This window comes from Arthrobacter sp. 01T425, assembly GCF_056398725.1.
Genome location: NZ_JBFTPY010000027.1, coordinates 1 through 26,247 on the forward strand (window position 1 = coordinate 1; position 26,247 = coordinate 26,247).

The window sequence follows — 26,247 nt, forward strand, 5'->3', positions numbered from 1 at the left end:
GACGCCGACACCGGCTTCGGTGAGCCCATGAACGTGGCCCGGTCGGTCCAGGAACTCGAGAACGCCGGCCTGGCCGGCTGCCACATCGAGGACCAGTTCAACCCCAAGCGCTGCGGCCACCTCGACGGGAAGAACGTCGTGGACCTGGAGACCGCCACCAAGCGGATCCGGGCCGCGGCCGATGCCCGCCGTGACCCGAACTTCCTGATCATGGCCCGGACCGACATCCGCGCCACGGACGGGCTCGAGGCCGCCCAGGAGCGCGCCAAAGCGCTCGTGGAGGCCGGTGCGGACGCAATTTTCCCGGAGGCGATGAAGGACCTGGCCGAATTCCAGGCCATCCGCGATGCCGTTGATGTCCCGATCCTGGCCAACATGACCGAATTCGGCCAGAGTGCCTTGTTCACCGTGGAGGAGCTGGCCGGCGTCGGCGTCAATATGGTCATTTATCCGGTGACGCTGCTCCGTAGTGCCATGGGCGCTACCGAACGGGTCCTGGACACGCTCAAGAGCCTGGGAAGCCAACAGGTACGCGTACCTGAAATGCTCACCCGTGCACGGCTCTACGACCTCGTGGACTACGAGGCATACAACAAATTCGATTCCGACGTCTTCAACTTCCAGATCCCGGACATTCGCTAGTACAAAGACTGCAACGAAGGAGTTCAGCATGGCTGAAATTGAGATCAAGAAAGGCCTCGCCGGCGTCGTGGTGGACTACACCGCCGTCTCAAAGGTCAACGCAGAGACCAACTCTCTGCTGTACCGCGGGTACCCGGTCCAGGAGCTCGCCGCCAAGTGCAGCTTCGAAGAGGTTGCCTACCTGCTCTGGAACGGCGAACTGCCCAACGCGGAGCAGCTTGCCGGGTTCACCGCGCGCGAGAGGGCGGGCCGGGCACTCGACCCTGCACTCATGGCGATTATCGACGCCTTGCCCACTGACGCTCACCCCATGGACGTTTGCCGCACGGCAGCCTCGGTGCTGGGGGCACGGCACCCGCTGGCGGAGCACTCTTCGCCCGGAGTCAACATGAAAAAAGCCATCGACCTGTGGGCTGCGATGCCGGCAATCGTGGCGTACGACCAGCGCCGCCGGCGCGGCCAGAAGATCGTCGAACCCCGGGACGATCTGGGCTATTCAGCCAACTTCCTCTGGATGACCTTCGGCGAAGACCCCGTGGACGAGGTCGTCGAGGCCTTTAACGTCTCGATGATCCTGTACGCGGAGCATTCCTTCAACGCCTCGACCTTCACCGCTCGCGTGGTCACCTCCACTCTTTCGGATCTTCACTCGGCAGTGACCGGCGCCATCGGGGCCCTCAAGGGTCCGCTGCACGGCGGCGCCAATGAAGCAGTGATGCACACCTTCGACGAGATCGGCATCCGGCCCGAGGAATCCGTGGGGGATGCCGCCGTCCGGGCCAAGGCCTGGATGGAGGACGCCTTGTCCCAGAAGAAGAAGGTCATGGGCTTCGGCCACCGAGTCTACAAACACGGCGACTCCCGCGTGCCCACCATGAAGGCCGCCCTGGACAAGATGATCGCCCACTACGGCCGGCCTGAACTCCTGGGCCTCTACAACGGGCTTGAGCAGGCGATGGGCGAGGCCAAGGCCATCAAGCCCAACCTCGACTACCCGGCCGGACCCACGTACCACCTCATGGGCTTCGACACTCAAACCTTCACCCCGTTGTTCGTCGCCAGCCGCATCACCGGCTGGACAGCACACATCATGGAACAGGCCGCGGCCAACTCCCTCATCCGCCCGCTGAGCGAATACAACGGGCACGAGCAGCGTTCCATCTAGCTGGCAGCCTTCGCTGCCCCAATTCCAGCGGTGAGGTGTCGGATGATCACCCGGATCATCAACTATTCGCAACGTTTTACGGCACCTCACCGCCGGTCCACCAAGCCCTTCCTCGCCTCGAACGGTCAGAGGCCGCCTGCACGAGAAATTGATGGCGTCGGGGCAACCGTCACAGTCACAGACCGCCTCTTCCAAGCCATTTCGACCCTTGACACGACCACCCGCACTTACCCACCCACCACGCCGCCTGCGTCAACGAACCTTTAGAAATGTAATCTCCCATGCATTTGATGACTCGTACGATGTTCAAGTCCAAAATCCACCGCGCCACCGTCACGCACGCGGACCTGCACTACGTCGGCTCCGTCACCGTAGACCTGGACCTGTTGGAGGCGGCTGACATCCTGCCGGGCGAGCTCGTCGCGATCGTCGACGTCACCAACGGATCCCGCCTGGAAACCTACACCATCGCCGGCGAACGTGGCTCCGGTGTCATCGGCATCAACGGCCCTGCCGCACACCTGATCCATGAAAACGACACAGTCATTCTCATCACCTACGCGAACATGACCACGGACGAAGCCAAGGCCTACGACCCCAAAGTTGTGCACGTAGACCAGCACAACAGGATCCTTCACCTCGGCAACGACCCCGCCGAAGGCATCACCCCTGGGCTGATCCGCCCGCCCTTCGCATTGAACAACACCTCGGTGAACTAATTCATGACCATCAGCAACAGCCCTGAAGAAGGCACCTCCGCGGAGGTTCCGGCACCTTACGGAACCGGTCCTTCCGGGACCGGTGTTCCGGCTTCGGATGCCGCAAGGTTCCCCGCGGGCAGGATCCGGATCCATCATCTGCAGCAGGCCAAGGCCAAGGGCGAGCATTTCGCCATGCTCACGGCCTATGACCAGTACACCGCGGAGATATTCGACCAGGCGGGCATTGAGGTCCTGCTGGTGGGCGATTCGGCGTCCAACAACGTCTTCGGAAATGAAACCAGCCTGCCAGTCACAGTGGATGAACTGCTGCCGCTGTGCCGGGCAGTCGCGCGTTCGGCAAAGCGCGCCCTCGTGGTCGCCGACCTGCCGTTTGGCAGTTACGAGGTGTCCGCGCAACAGGCGGTGGCCACGGGTGTCCGGTTCCTCAAGGAGGGCCTCGCCCACGCGGTGAAAATCGAAGCGGGCAGCTTTTACGCGGAGACCGTCCGGGCCATGGTCCAGGCCGGCATCCCGGTGATGGCGCACATCGGCTTCACCCCGCAAAGCGAACACGCCCTTGGCGGCTACCGGGTCCAGGGCCGGGGGGATGACGCCCAGCGGCTGATCCAGGACGCGGTGGCCCTTACCGAGGCTGGCGCCTTTTGCGTGCTCATGGAAATGGTGCCGGCCGAAACCGCAACGGCCGTTGATGCCGGCGTTTCCGTTCCGACGATCGGCATCGGTGCCGGGAACGGGACCACCGGGCAGGTCCTCGTGTGGCCCGACATGGCCGGCCTGCGCGGTGGAAAGATGGCTAAATTCGTCAAGCAGTATGCGGACATCCGGACCATACTCAGCGACGCAGCCAAGGCGTACGGCGCGGAGGTCCGCTCGGGGCAGTTTCCCGGCGTCGAGCACACCTTCTAAACGGCCTCGGGCCATCCTGGCTCAAGACTGGGCAGAAGTGATCCATACACAAAGATGGCCGACACCAGAGAAGGAAGACATTTCCGTATGAAGTCCCAGAGTGGAAGTCATGCCAGCATGCACCGCACCGACCAATGGCAGTGGGCGAGATCGTCGAGGTCTGGCTCGACGGAGGGTTGTATCGCAAGGGGTTAGTTGATGACGCCATGCCCGACGCCTCCGGCTTATGGATTGTCCCGGACGCCGCATGTCAGCGGGAATTCATAGATGCCGCTTCCGGGTTTGAGGTTTGGACTAGTCTTTATCCGCGCTCGAGGCGGGACCACACAACTCCCGCTTCTGAGATGGAGTCGGAGGGAGCCGAAGGCGTTGAACAGATCCGGGCCCTCAGCGGCACGAAAACATCGGCAAAATCTAGAGGATCAGCCGATCAGCCTAGACCTGATCGAGACGGTTTTCACGGCGCTTCAAGGAGGCCCAACTGATCGATCCAGAGAGCGATCAGTTAGGTCAGGCCGACCGGCCCTGCATAGCAATTCCCAAGGTCCGATATCGGTAAGCCGTCCCTGGCGGAGAAGTCCCGGAGAACGGCAGCGAATATCGGCCGCAGCTGCCTTGGATGCGTAAGGGAGACCGCTGCTCGAATGATTGCCGTATCAACATCAACCAGGAACGTCTCGGGTGACGCATGCCCGTCCGGACCGCGGATCAACCAGAGGTGCGCTACCTTGCGGTGCTGGGACCCCGACGGAGGGATCCTTCCCCACCGTTGGTCAACGTGGCACCGTCGGTTCCGGACGAGTTCATCTCCACTAGACCCGACGATCCTGGATCGACAAACTGGAACTGCGCCACGAAAAGGGCGAACTTCGATCGTGGTTCCCTTGGCGGCCGCGGACCTGCCGCGGCCACCAAGGCTGCAGAGAACGTCTTTCTTGGGGAGGCGTTCCAAGCTTCGCCGGGGAAGATATCTGTTAATGGGTTTCTAGCATGGCTGCTGTCTTTCCTACTCGCGTGAAGGTGTGGCGCACCGCGGGCATCACGCCAAGTTGTATTCTCGCCAAGATCCGTGGTCGACTGATCCGAAATCAGGTGTTGCCGGATTCTTATCCCTGACTGCCGCAGACTTGACGTACGTTCGGTCGCCAGACGGTGTGGAGAGCAATGTCGAGCAGCTTTCGCTCGCCTAAATCCGTGACCACCCAGACAAACGCGCGTTCTGGAAAGGGCGAGTCAACCACCCCGCGCTGGACTATACCGGTTTCGTGATCCATAAAAACGATTCGGTGCCCGGGCGCAAGTAACAGGAAAGCTTCGATTTCACATCTGGTGGGGCACTCTTTTGGTCCGTTTCGTCCCGCCTCGAGGTTGACAGCCGCCTTCCACAGCGAGCAGGTAGCTTGGCCGTCCGTGGGGCTTGCGCACAGCATCAAGCTCGCGGTCGTCTCGCCGGCGATGCCGCCGTTATCTTGGTTCATCGGAGGACTCGCCCCAGCTTTCCCTTGTCGTGCCCGGTGGCACCTCAGCTTTGAGCCGAACCTCGTAGCGGCCTGGGGTGAGCCGCGTTACCAGGATGCCGGCTCGTTCGGTCATGGCCACGGGCTTCGAGAGCTCCAGCGCCCGGTCAATCGCGGCATCTAACTCCTTTCGGGTTTGTACGGCTACCACGAGATGATCGGGCGCTATTTGCATGGTCGTGAATCCTTACTCAAATGACAGGAGATCGGTGTTTTACAGACGGCAGATGCCCCTGGCGCGAACGGGGAAGCGCCGGTATGGTCGCCCTGGTTCGCTTTCCAAGAAGTGTTTTCAGCAGAAGAAGGGGCGGAACATCGACTTGGCGCTCGGATCGTCATTGGATGTTGTATATTCACTTCAAGGTTTATGAAGGCCAACTTTGGTGTTGGTCCTGCTCCAACAACGCGTCCTTGTGGTGGAGGAGAAACTCATGCTCGCGCACGCCGGATTGGAATATCTTCCGAGCGGGGATATATGGAACTCGGCGTCTGAGCATGGGGTTCTTCCCTTTAGAAGGCGCGGAGGATGTCTTCGACGCGTTGTTTGGCGTCGCCGAAGAGCATTTGGGAGTTGTCGCGGTAGAAGAGGGGGTTTTGGACGCCTGCGTAGCCGGCGGCCATGGATCGTTTGAAGACGATGACGTTGTCTGCCTCCCAGACGCGGAGCACGGGCATTCCGGCGATGGGGCTGGAGGGGTCCTCGGCCGCGGAGGGGTTGACGGTGTCGTTGGCCCCGATTACCAGGACCACGGAGGTATCCCCGAGGTCTTCGTTGATTTCGTCCATTTCCAGGACGATGTCGTAGGGGACTTTCGCTTCGGCGAGGAGCACGTTCATGTGTCCGGGCAGACGCCCGGCGACCGGGTGGATGCCGAACCGGACGTTCACGCCTCGTTCGCGGAGCTGGTTTGCGAGTTCGGCCACGGGGTACTGGGCCTGGGCCACTGCCATGCCGTAGCCGGGGGTGATGACGACGGACGAGGCGTTGGTCAGCATCTCCGCGGTGGCCTGGGCGGTGATTTCGCGGTGCTCGCCGTACTCCGCATCCGCCGCCGCCGGGGCGGCGATCCCGAACCCGCCGGCGATCACGGAGATGAAGGACCGGTTCATGGCATTGCACATGATGTAGGACAGGTACGCACCCGAGGAGCCGACCAGGGCACCTGTGATGATCAGCAGGTCGTTGTTGAGCAGGAAGCCTGCGGCTGCGGCGGCCCAGCCGGAGTAGCTGTTGAGCATGGAGACGACGACGGGCATGTCACCGCCGCCGATGGAGGCCACGAGATGCCAGCCCAGCCCCAGGGCAAGCACGGTAACAACAACCAGCAGCCCGAGCTGGGAGTCGTTGACGTACCAGACCGTGAGCGCCGCAAACGCGACGAGGGCGCCGAGGTTGATCGCGTTCTTTCCGGGCAACATGAGCGGGGAGGATTTCATCCGGGCCGAGAGTTTCAGGAACGCCACGACGGAGCCGGTGAAGGTGACCGCTCCGATGAAGACGCCGATGAAGACCTCGGCATGATGGACCGCCATGAGGTCCTCGGGCAGATCGGGGGCCTCCAGGTGCCCGTTCCAGCCGACCAGGACGGCGGCGAGGCCAACGAAGCTGTGGAGCAGGGCGATGAGTTCGGGCATGCCGGTCATCTGAACGACGCGGGCGCGCCACAATCCGATGGCGCCGCCGACCAGGACCGCGGCGACGAGCAGGACCAGGCCGGTGCGGCCGGCGCCGGTACCCCAGGCGCCCTGCAGGGTCAGCCAGATGGTCGCGGCGAGGGCGATGATCATCCCGGTGATGCCGTAGATGACTCCTGCGCGGGCTTTTTCGTGTTTGCTCAGCCCTGCGAGGCTGAGGATAAACAGCAGGGCCGCGACGATGTAGGCCGCGCCGGCGATGGAGTCGGCGGTCAACGGACCGGAGACGGTGTCAGACACGGTAAGGCTCCTCGTTAAAATTCGCATTGCTTCGGGTCCGGCGCTCATGAACGTGCCTTCCCGGCGGAGAACATCGCGAGCATGCGCCGGGTGACGGCGAAGCCGCCGAAGATGTTGATGCTGGCCAGCAGGACCGCGACGGCGGCGAGAATCTGCATGACAGGGTTGTCCGAGGTGATCTGCAGCAGGGCCCCGACGACGATGATTCCTGAGATGGCGTTGGTGACGGACATCAGCGGGGTGTGCAGGGCGTGGTGGACTTTGCCGATGACGTAGAAGCCGACCACGATCGAAAGCATCAGCACGGTGAAGTGCTGTGGCAGCGGTGCCGGGGCCACGGCGTTGATCGCGAACAGCACCGCGATACCGGCAGCGAAGAGCCCGGCCTTACCGGCAGGGCTGAGGCCTTGCTTCTTCTTCGGCTCAGTATTGTTGGCAGCCGTCCCGGCTTCCGTCTTCACTTGGGGTGCGGCGGAGACCTGGACCGGTGGCGGCGGCCAGGTTTTCTCGCCGTTGCGCACCACCGTGACGGAGCGCTGCACGACGTCGTCGAAATCGATCCTGAGTTGTCCGTCTTTGTCTTTGGTGAGGAGTTTGAGCAGGTTCAGCATGTTCGTGCCGTACAGCTGGGAGGCCTGGGCCGGGAGCCGTGCGGGAAGGTCGGTGTAGCCCAGGATGACCACGCCGTTGTCGGACACCACCCGTTCTCCGGCGACCGAGCCTTCCACGTTGCCTCCCTGCCCGGCAGCCATGTCAACGATGACGCTGCCGGACTTCATGCCGGCCACATCTTCGGCGGTGAGCAGCTTCGGTGCCGGACGCCCGGGGATTAGGGCCGTAGTGATGATGATGTCAACATCGGCCGCCTGCTCGGTGTAGATCTCGGCTGCCCGGGCGTTGTATGCCTCGGACGTGGCCTTGGCGTACCCGTCGGCGGACTTCATCTCTTCCTCGACCTCGACCTTGAGGTAGACCCCGCCGATGGACTTCACCTGGTCAGCCACCTCGGGCCGGGGGTCCGTCGCACGCACGATCGCACCGAGACTGCTCGCCGCCCCGATCGCTGCCAGACCGGCAACGCCGGCACCCGCGACCAGGACTTTCGCCGGGGGAACTTTGCCCGCCGCGGTCACCTGTCCCGTGAAAAACCGCCCGAACTCGTGGGCTGCCTCAATCACAGCCCGGTACCCGGCAATGTTCGCCATGGAGCTCAGGACGTCCATCGACTGCGCCCGCGAGATCCGCGGCACGGCATCCAACGCCAGTGCCGTGATCGGACGGGCCGCCAGCGCCTCCACCAGCTCCGGCCGCAGCGCCGGGCTCAGCATTCCAATCAGGGTTGCGCCGTCGGCCAGCCGGCCGATCTCGTCCTCCGTGGGCGGATTGATCCTCAACACCACCTCACTGCCCCACGCCTCATCGGCGCCCACAATGAGTGCACCAGCCGCGACATATGCGTCGTCTGGGAAGGAGGCTGACTCTCCCGCGCCCTTTTCGACCACGACGTCGTAGCCTAACTCCGCCAGCTGCCCGACGGTGATGGGTGTCGCTGCCACCCGGGTCTCATAACCTAACTCGGCCACGATGCCAATCCGTGTCACTATTTTCTCTCTCTAAAATGTTGGGCCCAGGGCATTCAGCCGCAGGGAGACAACCGGGGTCTGTTCTTTCTTTCGAGGAAGAGCAGCGCCCACTATGGGTTCCGTCGCCGGGCCGGCTCCCCGGATTTCGGGGTTTCCTGTTGCGAAGGGCGTGCCGGCCCGGCGAGCGGAGTTTCTAAGGGGCTCACGCCGTGGCGAGTTCCTCCACGATGTCCCTTTCGCGGGGCTCCGTCAGGTAATTGGCGTAGGCGGGGAGGGTTAGGAAGGAGGGGAAGTCCGGGCTGAGGGTGACTTCCTCGAAGATGTCACGGGCGTCTTCGAAGCGGTCCCCGTCGAAGCGTTCCAGCTTGGCGAATTCCTCGTCCAGCATGTCCTCGACCCATTCCCGGGTGATGACGTCGCCGTGGTCGGTGATGGCCCGGGAGAAGATCCATTGCCAGAGCTGCGAGCGGGAGATCTCCGCGGTGGCGGCGTCCTCCATCAGGTTGTGGATGGCCACAGCGCCGTTGCCGCGCAGCCAGGACTCGATGTAGCGGATCCCGACTTCGATGTTGTTCCGGATGCCCTGTTCGGTGATGGTTCCGGTGGTCGCGGAGAGGTCGATGAGGGCGCGGTCGTCCGGGGTGACGTCCTCGCGGAGGCGCTCGAGCTGGTTCGGACGCTCGTCCAGGACGCCGTCGAACACCTCGCGGCAGACCGGCACGAGGTCCGGGTGGGCCACCCAGGAGCCGTCGAAGCCGTCGCCGGCCTCGCGGGTCTTGTCCGCGCGGACCTTCTCGAAGGCGATCGTGTTGGCCTCCTGGTCTTTGCGGTTGGGGACAGCCGCGGCCATGCCGCCGATCGCCATGGCGCCGCGCTTGTGGCAGGCCCGGACGAGCTGTTCGGTGTAGGCCCGCATGAACGGCTGGGTCATGGTGACCTGGCTGCGGTCCGGCAGCACGAAGCGGGGCCCGCGGGTGCGGAAGTTCTTGATCAGGGAGAAGATGTAGTCCCAGCGGCCGGCGTTCAGGCCCGCGGCGTGGTCGCGGAGTTCGTAGAGGATCTCCTCCATCTCGAACGCGGCGGTGATGGTCTCGATCAGCACGGTGGCGCGGATGGTGCCCTGCGGGATGCCCAGCAGGTCCTGGGCCAGGATGAAGATGTCGTTCCACAGCCGGGCTTCGAGGTGGTTCTCGATCTTGGGCAGGTAGAAGTATGGGCCCTTGCCCTGGGCGATCAGGCGGCGGGCGTTGTGGAAGAAGTACAGGCCGAAGTCCACGATTCCGCCGGCAACGGGCGTGCCGTCGATGAGCATGTGCTTTTCCGGCAGGTGCCAGCCGCGGGGACGGACCACGATCGTCGGAAGGTCTTCGGCGGCGCGGAGCTTGTACTCCTTGCCCTCGGGTGAGGTGAAGTCGATCCGGCGTTCCAGCGCGTCCGTGAGGTTCAGCTGGCCCTTAATGACGTTCCGCCACGTGGGGGTGGAGGAGTCCTCCATGTCCGCGAGCCACACCTTGGCGCCGGAGTTCAGCGCGTTGATGGTCATCTTCTTATCGACCGGCCCGGTGATCTCCACGCGGCGGTCCTCCAGACCCGGGGCCGGGGGAGCGACGCGCCAGTTCGGGTCGTTGCGGACGGACTCGGTCTCGCGCAGGAACCGCGGATCCTGGCCCCCCCGAATTGCCGCCCGCCGAGCCTGCCGGGCTTTCAGCAACTCCTGCCGACGTTCTTCGGTCGACCAGTGCAAGGTCGAGATAAATTCCAGTGCCTCTGGGGTCAGGATCTCGTCCTGCCGTCGAACTGCAGGAGCCGTCAGCGTAATGCCATTAAGAGTGAAGTTGTCAGTGAAGCTGTTCATCGGAGTTCTCCTGATGCAGTGCCCAACTGACTCGCAGCAGGGACTGTTTTGAGCCTCCCAAACGGCCCCTGCTGCTATCTAGTTGGGGAAGTGTTTAGTGGAACTGGCCTTCTTCGGTGGATCCCACCAGGGCCAAAGTGGATGCGTTCGGGTTGAGCGCGGTCGCGATGTCGTCGAAGTAGCCGGTGCCGACTTCGCGCTGGTGCTTGGTTGCGGTATAGCCGCGGGACTCGGAGGCGAATTCCTTCTCCTGCAGCTCGACGTACGCGCTCATGCCTTCCCGGGCGTAGCCGTGGGCGAGGTCGAACATCGAGTAGTTCAGGGCATGGAAGCCGGCCAGGGTAATGAACTGGAACGTGAAGCCCATGGCGCCAAGTTCGCGCTGGAACTTCGCGATCGTGGCGTCGTCCAGGTGCTTGCGCCAGTTGAACGACGGCGAGCAGTTGTAGGAGAGCATCTGGTCCGGGAACTCGGCCTTGACCGCTTCGGCGAACTTGCGGGCCAGCTCCAGGTCCGGGGTGCCGGTCTCCATCCAGATGAGGTCGGAGTACGGGGCGTAGGCCTTGGCGCGGGCGATGCACGGTTCGATCCCGTTGCGGACCTTGTAGAAGCCCTCCGGGGTCCGGACCGGCTGGCCGCCTTCGCGGAGGATGAATTCCTGGTCACGCTCGTCGACGTCGGAGGTGATCAGGGTGGCCGCCTCCGCGTCGGTGCGGGCGATGATGACCGACGGCGTGCCGGCGACGTCGGCGGCAAGGCGGGCCGCGTTCAGCGTCCGGACATGCTGCTGGGTGGGGATCAGGACCTTGCCGCCGAGGTGGCCGCACTTCTTTTCCGAGGCGAGCTGGTCTTCCCAGTGCACGCCCGCGGCGCCGGCCTGGATCATCGACTTCATCAGCTCATAGGCGTTCAGCGGGCCGCCGAAGCCGGCCTCGGCGTCGGCCACGATCGGGACCATCCAGTCCTCGACCGTCTGGATGCCCTCGGAGAACTCGATCTGGTCCGCGCGGAGCAGGGCGTTGTTGATGCGCCGGACAACCGTGGGGACCGAGTTCGCGGGGTAGAGCGACTGGTCCGGGTACGTGTGGCCGGAGTTGTTGGCGTCCGCGGCGACCTGCCAGCCGGAGAGGTAGATGGCGCGCAGCCCGGCCTTGACCTGCTGCACCGCCTGGTTGCCGGTCAGCGCGCCCAGGGCGTTGGTGTACTTGCCTTCCTTGTGCTCCTCGGTGAGCTGCTTCCACAGCTTTTCGGAACCGCGGCGGGCCAGCGTGTGCTCTTCGGAGACGCGGCCGCGGAGGCGGACGACGTCCGTTGCCTTGTAATCACGGGTCACACCTTCCCAGCGCGGGTTGGCGGCCCACTCGAGCTCCAGTGCCGCGGCCTGCTGCCCGGGCGTCTGCGGGGTGGGCTCAAATGCTGCAGTCATCTTTGTCTCCTTGATTGAGTCTGGAGGGAAGGCCGCCTTTGCGGCTCTACACGGATCTTCTGTGTGGTGCTTCTTTCCCAAATCACCACTATTCAGCACCTTCATCCACTTGACTAAGAAAATTTGTGGAAAGAAGTGCGTTTATTCTCGTTTGCTAAAGAAATCTCCGTTCGGAACAACCGCCCGTTCCTTCTTTCGGAGGCGCCCACACGGTCCAAGCTCCGACCAGGCGATCATGACTGGCTTCGACCGTGTCCGCGCTGTCATAAATCAGGGGTTTGTACCCCCACATAGATGCCCGGCTCTCTCGGTCAACCCGCTGGGGCTGGGGAACAGGTCTAGTTATATATCTGCCGGCACGGAACCGTCGGACATAGGGCGACGGTGTATATTGCGCAATTGTGACGAGTGAGGAGCACGCCGCAGGCCTTGTCAACTTTGGCTGCATGAATAGCAGATCCCAGCGCTGACCTCAGCTGAGTCTCCTTGTCGGCAAATCAGCAATGATCAGTTGCATTCTTAGTTCTTCATTGGTCGTTACGACCGTTCATGGTCGGCTCCGCGGCCGCCGGCCTTGTCTTGTTGAGTGTGAGGCATGTAGTCGCCGCGTAAACTGCAGCCCCGGCTGAGATTTCTTGGCAGGTAGGGAGTGGCTTGTCTCATACGCCTTTGTAATGCGCCCATCCCTGTGGCCGACCTCAAAGGATTAGGTCTTGCACCGTTGCCTTGATGATCTCAAATTATCGATGTGCTATCAGTGGTCACGCCAGTGGGCCACCCTTTTAGGCGATTTGGGATCTTGCCCCAAGGGCTTCCTAAACCGTGGCGTGAGAGATGACATTCGTTCTGCGTTCCTGGCCACCAGGATGGCACACGAAGAACCGAGGCTGTTCAACCGGCGCGTAGGGGACAATCAGCCATTCCTCACCGTAGTACTCCACGTATGAGTCGGCTGGGCACCGTAAATATGCTTGTTCTCGTGTCATCGCCTAAGCGCTCCCTTTCCTGCAATAAGAGTGGTTCCAGAGTTCTTTGCACCTTCAGCCTGTCGTGAACTGAAGTTCTGAGGATGGGGGAAACTACGTGACTGGCTACCTGATTGCAAAGCGCACGAGGGGAATGTGCCCCCTTGGTCGATCTTCGATTCCCATGGGATCACGGCCCGCGGACGCCCTGCTTCGAAGCTCAAAAGTCCCCTGCCCAGTCCCGCTGTCTGCCAGAAAGCAGAGGTCACGCTATGCCGAAGAGCACAGCTTTTGTGCTTTAGTTGGCATATGGCGGCACCAATCGAGGACTACGCGCTGTTGTCGGATCTCGCTACCGGGGTTCTCGTGTCCAAACAGGGGAGCGTCGACTGGCTCTGCTTTCCGCGCTTCGATTCGCCATCGGTCTTTGCGGCACTCCTGGGACATGAGGAGCACGGCCGGTGGAGTATTGCACCTGACCACGGCTCTGCACGAGTGATCGACCGACACTATGTTGAATCTACCTTCGTCTTGGAGACAACCTGGCAAACGATACAAGGGCGCGTCCAAGTCGTCGATTTCATGCCGGTCGGGGGGCAAGGATCATCGCTCTTGCGGCGCGTTATTGGACTCGAGGGTGTCGTTTCGGTCTGTCAGGAACTGACAATCCGGCCCGAGTACGGCGCACTCAAACCGTGGATCAGTCGTGTTCGCTCCGGTCGACAGCACACCTTGCTTGCCATGGCTGGGCCAGACGCTTGGGCGCTGCATTGCGACTTCTTGCCGGCCCCCCACCCTCACGGTCACAGCAATACATTCGCCATCTCCGCAGGCGAGCTTCTTGACTTCGAGCTGGCATGGTTTTCGTCCTACCGGCCGCTTCCTGAGCCGACCGATTTTGACGGGGCGCTTAACGAAGCGCTGAGCTATTGGAAAACCTGGGGAGGCAATTGTCGTCAGGATGGGCCCTATAGCCCCATGGTCAAACGCTCCCTCCTCGTGTTGCGGGCTTTGACTCACTTCGAAACCGGCGGCATCGTCGCAGCCCCCACGACTTCGCTGCCGGAAGAGTTCGGCGGATCACGGAACTGGGACTACCGCTACTGCTGGCTTCGGGACGCCGCACTTACCCTCGAATCCATGCTGACGCACGGCTACGAGTCTGAGGCCCTGAAGTGGCGCGACTGGTTGCTGCGAGCCTTGGCCGGAGAACCAAAAGACATGCAGATCATGTATGGCGTAGCTGGCGAGCGTGACCTGCCCGAGAGGGTCCTGGAACACCTTCCGGGATATAACGGCGCCGCCCCCGTTCGTATAGGGAATGCCGCGTCCTCGCAGTACCAAGCGGACGTGGTCGGGGAAGTGATGGTGGCGCTGGAAAGACTTCGGCTCGCAGGAGCCAGAGAAGATTCCTTTTCCTGGGCGCTTCAGCGCGGGCTCCTGTCCTTTGTCGAGAAGCACTTCGATGATGAGGACTTTGGCTTGTGGGAGGTGCGCGGTTCCGCCCGATACTTCACTCACTCGCGCGTCATGATGTGGGCTGCGTTCGACTGCGGCGTTCGGGGGGTGCGCAACCATGGCCTTACTGGGCCGGCTGATCATTGGGAGGAGATTCGGAACCACTTGCGGGCAGAAGTCATGGATCGGGGCTTCAATCGCAGCCTCAATACATTCACGCAAAGCTACGGCGGCACTCAAACCGATGCAGCGCTGCTGGTGCTTCCACAGGTGGGGTTCCTTGCCTACGACGACGAACGCATGCTTGGTACCGTCGCACGGATCGAAAGTGAACTGGTGACCAGCAGAGGCCTCTTGTTGCGATATCTGACGGAGACCGGGGTGGACGGACTTGAACCCGGCGAGCACCCTTTTCTCGCCTGTTCGTTCTGGCTGGTGGAGCAGTATGCCCGTACTAGCCGCCGAATGGACGCTAGAAACCTCATGGATCAGCTGATGGGATTAGCCAATGAATTGGGTCTCCTCAGTGAGGAATTTGATGCCGTCCAGAACCGGATGGCTGGCAATTTCCCGCAAGCCTTTTCACATCTGGCCCTCGTACGGGCTGCTGACGCGATGCACGGAGTTGACCGGCTGAGCCTTGCAATTACGGATCCGAAAGGGTCAAAGCCAGAGGACGCTTGAATCGAGGACAGTCTTAACTATGGGACCAGGGCCGTGAGCGTTGGACCGGCCCGGCCTAGGCCACCTGGCTTCCCACGTTTACCGGGTCCTAGTTCCGGGCACCGCGGCCGTGCATGAGCCGAGGACTGCAGATGGGTGGACGATGAGAAACCTACTTAGACAATGACGTCAGCTAAGGGAATAGGGAACCTGAGGCTGCAGTTGACCAGCTTCGTTGGCCGGCGGAGCGAAATTGCAAACGTGCGCCAGGCCATGGCGGAGTCACGGCTTGTGACCCTCGTAGGACCCGGTGGAGTCGGAAAAACACGGCTCGCCCTTCATGTAGGCGCGACGGTCAGACAGGCATTCGACGATGGCGTCTGGCTCGTGGAACTTGCCCCCTTGAGCGACCCTACGCTGGTCCCAGAAGCCCTGGTATCCGCCCTCGAGATTCGCGCGACGTCCACGTCGAGCGCTTCAGGTCAACTGACTGCGTATCTTTCGGAACGGCACTTGCTCGTGCTACTGGATAACTGCGAGCACGTTCTGTCAGGTTGCCGGGCACTGATCGAGGGACTCCTTGAGACCAGCCCCCGTCTAAGCGTTCTTGCCACGAGCCGGGAAGCGTTTGGTATCAAAGGCGAACGGGTCGTCCCGGTTCTGCCGTTACAACTCCCTCAACCCGATGCGGTATTGGACGAAACAGCTGTTCGTCGGTTCGACTCGATAGCATTTCTCTACGACCGGGCCAAAGCGAGCTCCCCTGATTTTCGGATCACTAACGAGAATGTGGCCGCGGCAGCCGAACTCTGTATCCAACTCGACGGCATTCCTCTTGCACTTGAACTTGCTGCAGTACGCCTGCGGTCATTGAGTGTCGGGCAACTTCTGGAGCGAATTAAGAGCCGTTTCGCGATATTGACTTCCGGGAGCCCTACTGCGCCGCCCCGTCAACGGACCTTACGTGCGCTCATTGACTGGAGCCACGATCGCTGCACTTCCGAGGAGAAGCTTCTCTGGCGCCGGATGGCCGTGTTCGCCGGAAGCACCGACCTCGATGCCATTGAGCACATATGCTCCGATCAGGACTTACCCCGAAGCTCCATTCTAGGGGTGGTCGATTCCCTGGTCTCCAAGTCAATCCTGATCGCTATCGTGACGCCCAATAGCGTCAGGTACCAGGTCCTGGAAACCATCCGACAATATGCTCTTGAACGCGCACAAGAAGCCGGTGAAGAATTAACTCTTCGACTACGTCATGCCCAGTACTTCTTGGCACTTTCCGAATCCAGTGCTGAACAATTTTGGTCTCACAAACAGAATGCATGGATTGGCCGACTGCGTTTGGAGCACGAAAACATCAGGGCGGCACTCATCTATTTCACAGCCCACGCGGACTCAGCAGAAGTCTCAGCATTGGAGCTCGTAACAGCGCTTCGATTTCACTGGATGGTTGGTGGCTTCGTCAGCGAGGGCCGGCGATGGCTGGACCTTACTCTCGCGGCATCGACTTTCCATGGGATCGCGAAGGCCCGCGCCCTTTGCATCGCAGCCTGGGTAGCTTCGGTCCAAGGTGACTTGGCAGGGGGACGCGAACGTCTAAGAGAATGCGAAACTCTCACCGAAGAACTGAAGAGCAAGGGGGAGATCTCCGACGCAGAGGCCGATGACCTTGAGAGCCAAATTCACACCTGGTCCGGCACGATCCTTCTTTTTGAAGGAGATCCGTCCGGAGCGGCCTCGATGTTCGAGGAAGCTTTGGCGCGCAATCGGGCCGCGAACCGCATTGAGGGAATCATGTTGGTGCTCTTTCAGATGGGCATCACGTATGCGCTGATGCCCAACTTTGAAAAGGCCGATGCGATTTCCGCCGAATCAATAGAGCTAAGCGACATGGTGGGAGAAACTTACGTTAAGTCTGTGACGCTTTGGTCTAAGGGATACAGTGCCTGGGCACAGGGGGATCCGGAACGTGCCCTCCGATATGCACGTGAGAGCTTGGGTCGTGCTCTGATATTCGACGACAAACTCGTCACAGCCTTAAACCTTGAAGTCGTCTCCAGTTCACTCACTGAGCAAAGAAAATATGAGGACGCAGCGGTCATCAGAGGCATCGCGGTTCGCATTTGGGAGAGTGTGGAAAGTGGTATTGCGTTTTTCGGTCCGGACCTCGCCGGCGCACATGGAAGAGCAGCCACGCGCGCCGCTAAGGCGCTAGGCCCTCGTCGCTATCGGGAAGCCGTTGCGCGCGGCTATCGAATGAACCCAGATGAAGTAAGAGCTCAGGTAATGGGCATCAAAGCTCCCGAGCTTGAGGGAAATTCCGACAGAAATGCTGGTGCCTTGACAAGAAGGCAGAGCCAAATCGCAGCACTTATCGCTGAAGGTAGGAGCAATCGCGAAATCGCGGACAGCCTTGTACTGTCAAACAGGACTGTCGAAGGACATGTTGAGGGCATTCTCGCAAGGCTCGGCATGACTTCCCGTACGCAAATTGCCTCATGGGTGAACCAACGGTCCATTCCAGATAGCTAGTACTGCGGCCGTATGGTTTGGTGAGACAGTTTGATGGGAGCTTCGCCTTCAGATGACCACGCGCAGGAAGAAATACGATGCCTCTTTCCGTGGGGAATCGGTTCGGCTGGTTTTGTCCTCGGACCGGCCGGTGAAGGAGATCGGCGTGAAGGAAAGCACGCTGGGAACCTGGATCCACAGGTATCGGGACTAGGAACAGGTGACCGCTGTTCCAGTTGAGGACCGGGGCCCTGTGCAGTGGGACGAGCACCAGTAGGCGCCGGCCGAGAAGGCCACGCTAAAGGCCGAGGTCGAGTGTCAGTGATGGTCGAAAACTGAGCCGTTTCGTGGGCTTGGCGTCTAGCGGTCGTTGCAACACCCGAGCGAATTAGGAGTTGCAATTGGCAGAGTTGAAAAGACCGAGGAAATCCCGGGCCCCCCGCCGAAGAACGCTGCACGGGCTCACTATGATCAGCTGATGAAACAGGGGATGGACAATTCTGAGGCCTGCCGGATCGTGGGAATCAGTCGTAGTTCCGGCGCTCGATGGCGGCACGGCCATGGAAACGAACCACGCTCCAGGACCCCCAGGCCAAGACCGCCCGCATCGAAAGCCACATGCTCGATGACTAGGGCAAACGCGACTTCACCTCCACCGTGGCCAGGAACCCGGTTGATCGGAGGCATCACCTACCTGCGCACCGGCGAGGGCGGCTCTACCTGGCCACTGTCATCGACCCCTTTGGCGGCATGGTCATCGGCTGGTCCATGGCCGAACACATGCGCGACAGCCTGTGCACCGCAGCCCTGCGGATGGCCCGGAACCACGGTTACTTCGACGAGCACCCCGTCATCTTCCACTCCGACCAGGGCACCCAATACACGTCTGAGGAATTCCCGAAATGGTGCGGCACTAACAAGGTGACCCAGTCCATAAGCAAGGTCGGCGTGTGCTGGGACTGTCAGACGCTTTGTCGAATCATCAGCCGTAGATTCGGAAGTCCTGGCCGTGACGGCTTGACCCATGTTGGGATAGACACCTTGGGTGTCTTTGCGTTGATCTGTCAGCCCCGCGGCCGGGCAGCAACAAGCACTGCCGCCGGACCGGGCGTGAACAAGTCAGGAGCCAGGAGCCAGCATTTCGACAGCGTCCCCACGACAGTCATGTCCACCCTGTCGGCGACAGCGTCAAGCCTGGGCTTTTTCACCCAAAACTCCGGGGTCAGAACGGGTCAGTCAGCGACCGGTTCACGGCAGAGGTTTCCAGGAAGGCAGGTCAAAAGACCCATAGGAGCCGGTTATTTCGGCCACCCAGGCGGAATGTTCGGCGTGGTCGGGCGAAGAGTTTACGCGTGCGGCGCCGATGGTCGATGTACCTCTGCCGGGTAAGGACCCCGAACTCGTGACTGGCCTCACTGTGGTGCTGTTCGCGCGGAAGGGCGGCCGCTTCGTGGGCATCTATCGCGCCGGGCGGTGATTGGGGATTGGTCCCAGGTTTAACGGTTTTGGATCAGCCCGCCACTGATCATCTCTGAGTACATCGCGCCGATCTGCTTTGCGGTCAACTTTCCAGAGAGGTCGAACCACGTGTAGGTCCACGAGCTCATGCCAATGATGCCGAAGGCGATAACGCGCGCCGGACCGAGATCACGGAACACCCCTTCCGCAACGCCATCTTCGATGACCTGCACGAAATAGCGCTCGAACTCATCACGCTTTTTCTGAATGTCTTTGAAGAGGTCCTCGGGGAGGAATCGTCGTTCCTGCAGATAGACGGCGATCTCTGCCTTGTACTGCGACATCGTTGCAAGTAGGACGTCTTCGATCAACATTCGCAGCCGAGTCTCGGTGGTGATGTCAGCCTTCGCCATCACCGCGCGGGCACGATTCAGCTGGTCACCGATGAAGTCGTCGTGGATCGCACGCAACATCTCGCCTTTGCTGTCGAAGTGGTGATAAAAACCACCCTTCGTCAGACCAGCCGCATCAGCAACACTCTGCACGGACGTGCTGGCGTAGCCCTGCTTTTCGAACAGCTCGAGCCCTGCCATCAACAACGCTTTTCGTGCTCCCACGGGGTCACGAGTACGTTTATCCGCATTACTCACGTAGTTCTCCCTTAGTTCTTCGTTCACTATAGTAACGGCGAAAGCGGTTGCTCGGACCCGCCTGTTCAACGATGACTAGGAACAACGTACTCCCCCGCAGTGCGGAGTTTACCTGCGGCACGCACTCTCCGATGCGCTCCTTGGTGCACGAGGTCACCGATGACCGGTTGACGAGGACTCGACATCCGCCCGTCGGACGAGGAGCAGGTTGACCATCTCACCTTCCTGCACGACTTCGTCTCGATGGTTCCGGACTTGCACCTTCTGAACTGCGACGCCGCGTTCGGGCCGCGACGTGAGTCGCAGCTCAGCGATCTCCGTGCGTACTCGGATAGTGTCGCCGATGAACACCGGCAGCACGAACCGCCAACTTCGAATCTCAGCGAAGGCCACTAGGGCTTCACCCGTGAACGGCAGCTGACTGCGAAGCCCGACCGCCATCGACAGCACCAGCGCACCGTGCGCAATGCGCTGGCCGAACGGCGTCTGCAAGGCGTACTGTGCGTCGATGTGGAGCGGGTGAAAGTCGCCGGAGACCCCGCTGAACAACTCGACTGCGGCTTCGGTGACCGTGCGCCCCGGGCTGTCGAACGACATGCCCTCGACGAGGTCATCGAACCACATGTCGGTCACGCGCCGACCCGTTCGGCCAGGACTCGGGCACCAAGATGGCCCGCCGAGGTGATGGCCCGCCACGCGTCACTGAGACCGGATTCACAGACCGCGGCACCGATTTCGGCGTTCCAATCGCTAACGGTGCCGAAGTCTTCGCGCCATGCCAACGCGGGAAGCGTATAGTGGTGCAGCTCGTGGTCCTGCGTCGTACCGATCGCTCCGATGACCTGATGCGTGTTGCGCACGACGACGCCGACCGCTTCGGAAGCGCACGATTTCGCGATGGCGATGGCCGAGCGGACATCGCCTGCCGTGGCCGCATCATCGCTGACGATGCGGACAGCGCGGAGGACTGCGGATCGGGCAACGGCCTGCTCGGCGGCTGCATCAGCCAGCAGCGCCTGCACGGCCTGGAACGCGGCCAACGGGCGCCCGAATTGCTGACGCGTTGCGGCGTGTGCATGTGCGATTTCGACGCTCCGCATCAACGTGCCTACGATCTGGATCGAGCGGGCCAGCGCGCCGCGAAGGCGCAGCTCGGCGATGATCTCTGGGGCAACTCTGACTGCTGAGCCCCCCGCCAGGACCGCCGTCACGCGGTCACGGGCAACACCGGCGATGTCGTTGCGCTCTTCGAGCTCGAGGTCCCCACGCGTATGCGCGGTCACGGTGTTGCGTTGCTCGTCGACCACAAGTGTGGTCTCGGCGTGCCGCCCCCACGGGACTTGGGTGATGCCGTTCACAACCCAGCCGACGGTGGCGGCCCCTTCGCCCAAGCTCACGCCCGTGCGGTCGGCGAGCCACGCGGCGAGCACGTTGTGTTCGACGAGCGGCAGCGCGAAGCCCGAAGCGGCAGCTGAATGGAGCAGGGAGAATGTCGCCGACCAATTCTCGCCGACGCCCTGCCGACCGTTGACCGACCGGCCCGTGCCGAGCCTGCGCGCCTGCGCCCACACCTGGCGCGAGAACGCGCCGAGCGGGGCAGGCATGGTGCGTGCCTCGCGGTCAGGGGCGAACGCTGCGTCGAACTGGCTGTTGAGCTCCTCGTCGAGCTCACTCTCCAACGGCTGAGGCTTGCCCAGACCTTTGGCGATGATTCCTCGCAGAATCTCGTTCGTTCCGCCACGGAGCGTAAATCCAGCGCGGCGCAGAAGGGCCTTGTCGCTGGCCGCCGACAGCCGCTCGTCAAGTCGAGCCGCCCCGCTCGCCCAGTCGGCGATGTCGTCGGCAAGCTCGCCCTCGGTGACCGTGCCCAGCACCTTCACCATCGACGCCTGCAGCTCGGGCGAGTCGCCGAGCTGCAGACGACGCGCCACCTCGAACGAGAGGCTGTGCAGACCCGTGAGCCGAGCAATGTGCCGCCCGAGCCGACGGTCGGGTACGCGTCCGTCAGGGTCGCCGACGGCGAGCAGCGCCTCGAGCGCCGGCATCGTCGATAGGAACCGCTCGGGGCCGCTGCGCTCGAATTTCAACTCTGAGGTGACCTGCGGCCAACCCTGACCTATCTCGCCGACGACGTCGCGGTCAGGAACAAGCACATCGGTGAAGGTCACGCGATTGAAGTGGTGTGTCCCATCGATCCAATGAATCGGTTCTTTCGACACCCCAGGGGCCTCCAGTGGAATGATGAACTGGCTGAGTCCATCGTGCTTGCTTGCGCCTTCGTCGAGGTCGGACGTGCGCACCAGGGCGATGAACGTATGTGCACGATGCGCGCCGCCCGTCCAAGTCTTGGTCCCGTTCAGCAGCCATCCGCCGTCGACGCGCACGGCCTTGCTCTTCACAGATGCGAGGTCACTTCCCGACTCGGGCTCGCTCATACCGATCGCGAAGAACGCCTCGCCCCGGGCAATGCGGGGCAAGAACTCGGCCCGCTGCTCTTCCGTGCCGTAGCGCAGCAGCGAGGGACCGATCTGGCGGTCTGCCACCCAGTGCGCGGCGACTGGCGCACCGGCGCTCAGCAGCTCCTCCGTCACGACGTAGCGCTCCAGGTACGTGCGTCCGTGTCCGCCGTACTTGACGGGAATGGTCATGCCGAGCCACCCCCGCTCGGCAAGGGCGCGGGTGAACGGTTCGTTCCAGGCCGACACCCAGCAGTCAACCACGGGTGTGAAGGTGCTGATCGCGCGCTGCTCATCGATGAACTGGCGCACCTCGGCGCGGAGCTTGACGAGTTCGGTACTGGACATTGTTGTTACCCTTTCGGTTAGCGCGGGTGTCTGGTCGTTCGCGACCTAGAGGAGTTCGAGGATCATCGCGTTCGCCATGCCCCCGGCCTCGCAGACAGTTTGCAGCCCGAACCTGATGTCTTGCGATGCCATGCGATGCAGCATGGTTGCGGTCAGTCTCACGCCAGAACAGCCGAGCGGATGCCCGAGCGCGATGGCTCCCCCGTCGGGGTTCAGTAACGTCGGGTTTACGCCGGTCTCGGCGAGCCACGCGAGGGCGACGGATGCGAATGCTTCGTTGACCTCGAATGTCCCGATCTCCGCGAGCTTCATTCCGGTGCGTTGCAGGATGCGCTCGGTCGCAGGAATCGGGCCGGTCAGCATGATCTCCGGGTTGACACCCACGACCGTCGAGCCGACGACTCGTGCCTTGGGCGTGAGACCCAGCTCTGCGGCACGTTCGGGCGTCGTGATGATCGCTGCGGATGCTCCGTCTGAGATCTGCGACGCGTTACCTGCAGTCACAACACCGTCGGGGTCGAAAGCGGTCTTGAGACCTGCCATGCGTTCGAGCGTGCCGCCCTCCCGGATGCCCTCGTCTCGGCTGACCCGAGTGCCGTCTGCACGGGTGATCGGCACGATCTGCGAGTCGAAACGGCCTTCGTCACGTGCGGACGCAGCGCGGGAATGCGACTGGAGACTGAAGCTGTCGACGTCGTCGCGCGACAGCTGCCACTGCTTGGCAATCGCCTCGGCCGCGAGCCCCTGTGAGAATTCCACACCAGGGTATCGGTCGGCCACGAGCAACCCGCGAGCCTCGCCGTGGCCGCTCGTGCGCGTGGCCCCCATCGGCACTCGCGACATCGACTCCACCCCGCCGACGACGACGAGGTCGTAGTGGCCGGCGATGACGCCGGCGGCACCGAACGCGAACGCCTGCTGTGACGAGCCGCAGGCACGGTCGACCGTGGTCGCCGGAACCGTTTCGGGCCAGCCGGCCCCCAGCACCGTCCATCGGCCGATATTCGACGACTGTTCGCCGATGGTCGTGACACAGCCCCAGATCACGTCGTCGACGGTGGCGGGGTCGAGCCCAGTTCGTTCCGTCAACGCCCGCAGAACTTGGGCGCCGAGATCGACGGGATGCAGTGACGATAGTGCTCCACCACGCTTGCCCATTGGGGTTCGAACCGCATCAATGATCACGGCCTCGCGCATTTGGCTCCTTATGAACGATTGTATGGATGGGGATTGGAAAGATTCAGCTGAAGCTGCGGCCACCGGCGATGTAGATGACCTCGCCCGTGACGTAGCTCGCATCGGGTGACACGAGCCACGCGATAACATCTGCGATCTCTTTGGGGGTACCTGGGCGTGCCATCGGAATCGTGGCGAGAATCTTCTGTTGCGCCGCTTCAGGCATCGCGTGCGTCATGTCGGACTCGATAAATCCAGGTCCGACGGCGTTCACTCTCAGACGTGGTGCGAATGTCAACGCGTGGGCACGAGCGAGGCCGATCACGCCACCCTTCGAGACGGCGTAGTTGAATTGCCCGACGTTGCCCAGCTGTCCGCGCGAACTGAGGTTCACGATCGAACCGCCATCGGCCAACAACGGCGCGATGCGTTCGGTCATCGCGAGCGTTGCGCCGAGGTTCACCTTGAGCACGAGTCGAAACTCGTCTTCGGTCATCTTGCGCACCAGCGCGTCGCGCGTGATGCCGGCGTTGTTCACGAGCACCAACGGCGTCTCGCCTGACGCTTCAATCGCATCGACGACGCGTTCGATGCCTGCCGGGTCGGTGATGTCGGCGCGAACGGCGAGTGCGTCGAGCTCGCCCGCAGTCTGCTCGACGGCCTCACTTATGTCGACGAGGAGCACACGATGGCCGGTCGTCGTGAGTTTCTCGGCGATGGCGCGGCCTATGCCGCGAGCCCCACCGGTGACAATGGCGAGAGTCATGGCAGCAACCTTCCCAACTGTTGAGCGCCGAGCATGATGGTCTGCCCGAGCGCAGCTCGTGTGCGGAGCACGAAGCGCACCGTCTCCTCGATTGTGTCGCTCGACACGGTGCCGTCAGCGGCGAGAACGGTCGCATACAGGTTGCGTCGCTGACCTTCGAACGCGAGACACCGCCCGCCCGAAACGAGGCCGATGGCGACCGCGGAATCCAGTGCCGAAGTACGACCCAGCGCAGCGTCGGCGTCTAGCAGAAAAATTACGGGCGCGTCGACCAGCGCGGCCTCGCGCGTCAGCTTGAATGCGTCGGTCAGCTGATCTTCGGCCTGCTGCCAGTTGGTCACCGTCGCAGGGCTGAACAGCACGCCCTCGTCGATGCGGCCGTCTGCGTTGCCGAGTGATTGCAGCGAGGTGGCTAGTTGCTCATCAGCAATGCATACACGCATCTTTGAAAGCCTCCACTCTATTGTGTTGGGGATGAATTTGGGGCGATTCCGGTCTGCACGCACTCGCGTGCGGACCGGAATCGGTGGTGCTACCAGCGGGTGATGACGAACTTCTCTTCGGTATAGAACCGCAGAGGCTCGTCGCCACCGACGTGTGACAGCCCATAGAACGACGCGCCCTGACCGCCCATGACGAAGTTCGGCGCCGGCGCCGGGAACGTGTTGACGCCGATGTTCCCCGAGCGCGAGTACTTCTCGAACTGGCGCGCAGTGCTGCCCGAGCGAGTGAAGATGCTCGCCGCGTTGCCGAATTCGGTGTCGTTTGCCAGCGTGATCGCCTCAGCCAAGGATGCGACGCGGTGGATTACGATCAAGGGACCAAAGGTCTCCTGGCATGAAACCTGATTCGCCGCGTCGAGGTCCGTGATGATGGTCGGCCCGACGAAGTAGCCGTCTTGCGTCGCAGTGGCTCCCTGCGGCTCCACCTTGCGGCCGTCGCGCACGAGTACGCCACCTGCGGCCTCGGCCTCACCGATCACCTGGAACAGGCGATCACGGCTGGCCGCGCTGATGACGGGCCCCATCGTCGTACCCTCGTCGCGACCAGCACCCACGACGAGCTCATCGCTCAGTTTGGCAACCTTTTCGATGAGCTCGTCGTAGATTCCCTCGAACGCGACGATTCGCGTGCCTGCGAGGCATCGCTGGCCAGCCATGCCGAACGCCGACGAGACGATGCCGGCGGCAGCAAGATCGAGGTCTGCATCGTCGGCGACGACGATGGGGTTCTTGGCTCCACCGTTAGCCTGGACACGCTTGCCGAGGGCCGAAGCCTGCTCGTAGATAGCCTTGGCTACCGGGGTCGAGGTGATACATGAAACGGCAACAACCTTCTCATGGGAGATGAGTCGTCGCACGGCGTCGGCGTTGCCGTGCACGAGGTTGATGACACCCTTCGGCAGGCCCGCGACCTGGAAGGCCTTGAACAGTGCCGTCGTAGCCATCGGGTCTTGCTCTGACGGCTTGATGATGACCGTATTCCCGGTGACGAGCGCCCACGATATGAACATGCTGGGGTTCATGACCGGGAAGTTCAGGGGCGTGATCGCGACGGTAACGCCGATGGGATTGCGCACATTTCGGCCGTCGATGTCGCCGGAGATGTTGCTGGACTTCGAGTGGGCAAGCATCGGTGCGGCGAGTGCCGTCTCGATGTACTGCGCCGCGCGAAGCACTTCGCCCTTTGCTTCTTCGAACGTCTTGCCCTGGTCGAGGGTGAGGGTCTTGGCAATCGCGTCGGCGTTGCGCATCAGGTTGTCGCGCATATCGAATACCACCTGCACGCGACGTGCAATCGACAACTCGCTCCACGTCTCGAACGCCGCCGCAGCAGCCTCGACCGCGGCGTCGACCTCGTCTGCCGTCACCTGCGTGAACTCGGCAACCTGCTGCCCCGTAGCGGGGTCGAAAACCGGCACGACCTCACTTCCGGCGCCATCGATGAATTCTCCGCCGATGAAGTGTTGCGGCTTCACGTACCCCTCGACCTTGTTGGTTTCCGGGGCCTGAAGGCTATCCTGCACTGTGCTCATGTCTCTT

General features: G+C 62.2%; 20 protein-coding genes. 8 read left to right on the forward strand and 12 right to left on the reverse strand.

Features of this window, described 5'->3' with window-relative positions; genetic code table 11:
• From AC1DNG_RS20370 to panB, 4 genes are all read left to right on the forward strand, one after another.
• A partial coding sequence (locus tag AC1DNG_RS20370) for an isocitrate lyase/PEP mutase family protein (protein WP_476888126.1) occupies positions 1-642 on the forward strand: 642 nt, incomplete at its 5' end.
• 28 nt (positions 643-670) lie between these two features.
• On the forward strand, positions 671-1,807 hold the full coding sequence (locus AC1DNG_RS20375; protein WP_476888127.1) for a bifunctional 2-methylcitrate synthase/citrate synthase: 1,137 nt from the start codon (positions 671-673) through the stop codon (positions 1,805-1,807).
• A gap of 290 nt (positions 1,808-2,097) precedes the next feature.
• Entirely contained in the window at positions 2,098-2,526 is a 429-nt protein-coding gene (panD, locus tag AC1DNG_RS20380) for an aspartate 1-decarboxylase (RefSeq protein WP_476888128.1), read from the forward strand.
• Positions 2,527-2,529: 3 nt separating this feature from the next.
• A complete protein-coding gene (gene panB / locus AC1DNG_RS20385; RefSeq protein ID WP_476888129.1) occupies positions 2,530-3,435 on the forward strand; it encodes a 3-methyl-2-oxobutanoate hydroxymethyltransferase in 906 nt (301 codons plus the stop codon).
• A gap of 1,106 nt (positions 3,436-4,541) precedes the next feature.
• Here the strand turns inward: panB and AC1DNG_RS20390 are convergent.
• From AC1DNG_RS20390 to aceA, 5 genes are all read right to left on the reverse strand, one after another.
• Positions 4,542-4,913, reverse strand: a complete 372-nt coding sequence (locus AC1DNG_RS20390) for a hypothetical protein (protein WP_476888130.1) — start codon at positions 4,911-4,913, stop codon at positions 4,542-4,544.
• 549 nt (positions 4,914-5,462) lie between these two features.
• The gene (gene pntB / locus AC1DNG_RS20395) at positions 5,463-6,914 is read right to left on the reverse strand and encodes a Re/Si-specific NAD(P)(+) transhydrogenase subunit beta (RefSeq protein ID WP_476888155.1); all 1,452 of its coding nucleotides are present in this window, start codon (positions 6,912-6,914) and stop codon (positions 5,463-5,465) included.
• A 17-nt stretch (positions 6,915-6,931) separates the two neighbouring features.
• On the reverse strand, positions 6,932-8,488 hold the full coding sequence (locus AC1DNG_RS20400; RefSeq protein ID WP_476888131.1) for a Re/Si-specific NAD(P)(+) transhydrogenase subunit alpha: 1,557 nt from the start codon (positions 8,486-8,488) through the stop codon (positions 6,932-6,934).
• A gap of 184 nt (positions 8,489-8,672) precedes the next feature.
• Complete coding sequence (aceB, locus tag AC1DNG_RS20405) at positions 8,673-10,325, reverse strand: malate synthase A (protein ID WP_476888132.1); 1,653 nt, start codon at positions 10,323-10,325, stop codon at positions 8,673-8,675.
• A gap of 94 nt (positions 10,326-10,419) precedes the next feature.
• Complete coding sequence (gene aceA / locus AC1DNG_RS20410) at positions 10,420-11,751, reverse strand: isocitrate lyase (protein ID WP_476888133.1); 1,332 nt, start codon at positions 11,749-11,751, stop codon at positions 10,420-10,422.
• 1,274 nt (positions 11,752-13,025) lie between these two features.
• On the opposite strand from aceA, the gene AC1DNG_RS20415 reads away from it, so the two are divergent.
• The 4 genes from AC1DNG_RS20415 (at position 13,026) to AC1DNG_RS20430 (ending at position 18,740) form a co-directional block, all read left to right on the forward strand.
• On the forward strand, positions 13,026-14,858 hold the full coding sequence (locus AC1DNG_RS20415; RefSeq protein ID WP_476888134.1) for a glycoside hydrolase family 15 protein: 1,833 nt from the start codon (positions 13,026-13,028) through the stop codon (positions 14,856-14,858).
• A gap of 162 nt (positions 14,859-15,020) precedes the next feature.
• Entirely contained in the window at positions 15,021-17,372 is a 2,352-nt protein-coding gene (locus AC1DNG_RS20420) for an ATP-binding protein (protein ID WP_476888135.1), read from the forward strand.
• Between the two features lie 52 nt (positions 17,373-17,424).
• Positions 17,425-17,565, forward strand: a complete 141-nt coding sequence (locus AC1DNG_RS20425; protein ID WP_476888136.1) for a transposase — start codon at positions 17,425-17,427, stop codon at positions 17,563-17,565.
• Positions 17,566-18,008: 443 nt separating this feature from the next.
• Positions 18,009-18,740 (forward strand): DDE-type integrase/transposase/recombinase, encoded by a 732-nt coding sequence (locus AC1DNG_RS20430; protein ID WP_476888137.1) that lies wholly within the window; start codon positions 18,009-18,011, stop codon positions 18,738-18,740.
• Positions 18,741-18,847: 107 nt separating this feature from the next.
• On the opposite strand, the gene AC1DNG_RS20435 is transcribed toward AC1DNG_RS20430, so the two are convergent.
• From AC1DNG_RS20435 to AC1DNG_RS20465, 7 genes are all read right to left on the reverse strand, one after another.
• Positions 18,848-19,459, reverse strand: coding sequence for a TetR/AcrR family transcriptional regulator (locus AC1DNG_RS20435; protein WP_476888138.1), 612 nt, complete (start codon positions 19,457-19,459; stop codon positions 18,848-18,850).
• Positions 19,460-19,612: 153 nt separating this feature from the next.
• Positions 19,613-20,083, reverse strand: a complete 471-nt coding sequence (locus AC1DNG_RS20440; RefSeq protein WP_476888156.1) for a MaoC/PaaZ C-terminal domain-containing protein — start codon at positions 20,081-20,083, stop codon at positions 19,613-19,615.
• 5 nt (positions 20,084-20,088) lie between these two features.
• On the reverse strand, positions 20,089-22,263 hold the full coding sequence (locus AC1DNG_RS20445; RefSeq protein ID WP_476888139.1) for an acyl-CoA dehydrogenase family protein: 2,175 nt from the start codon (positions 22,261-22,263) through the stop codon (positions 20,089-20,091).
• A 45-nt stretch (positions 22,264-22,308) separates the two neighbouring features.
• On the reverse strand, positions 22,309-23,460 hold the full coding sequence (locus tag AC1DNG_RS20450) for a thiolase family protein (RefSeq protein ID WP_476888140.1): 1,152 nt from the start codon (positions 23,458-23,460) through the stop codon (positions 22,309-22,311).
• 43 nt (positions 23,461-23,503) lie between these two features.
• Positions 23,504-24,205 (reverse strand): SDR family oxidoreductase, encoded by a 702-nt coding sequence (locus tag AC1DNG_RS20455; protein WP_476888141.1) that lies wholly within the window; start codon positions 24,203-24,205, stop codon positions 23,504-23,506.
• Positions 24,202-24,648 (reverse strand): hypothetical protein, encoded by a 447-nt coding sequence (locus AC1DNG_RS20460; RefSeq protein WP_476888142.1) that lies wholly within the window; start codon positions 24,646-24,648, stop codon positions 24,202-24,204. The genes AC1DNG_RS20455 and AC1DNG_RS20460 overlap by 4 nt, the downstream gene beginning before the upstream one ends.
• 89 nt (positions 24,649-24,737) lie before the next feature.
• Positions 24,738-26,240 (reverse strand): aldehyde dehydrogenase family protein, encoded by a 1,503-nt coding sequence (locus AC1DNG_RS20465; protein ID WP_476888143.1) that lies wholly within the window; start codon positions 26,238-26,240, stop codon positions 24,738-24,740.
• Positions 26,241-26,247 lie beyond the last annotated feature (7 nt).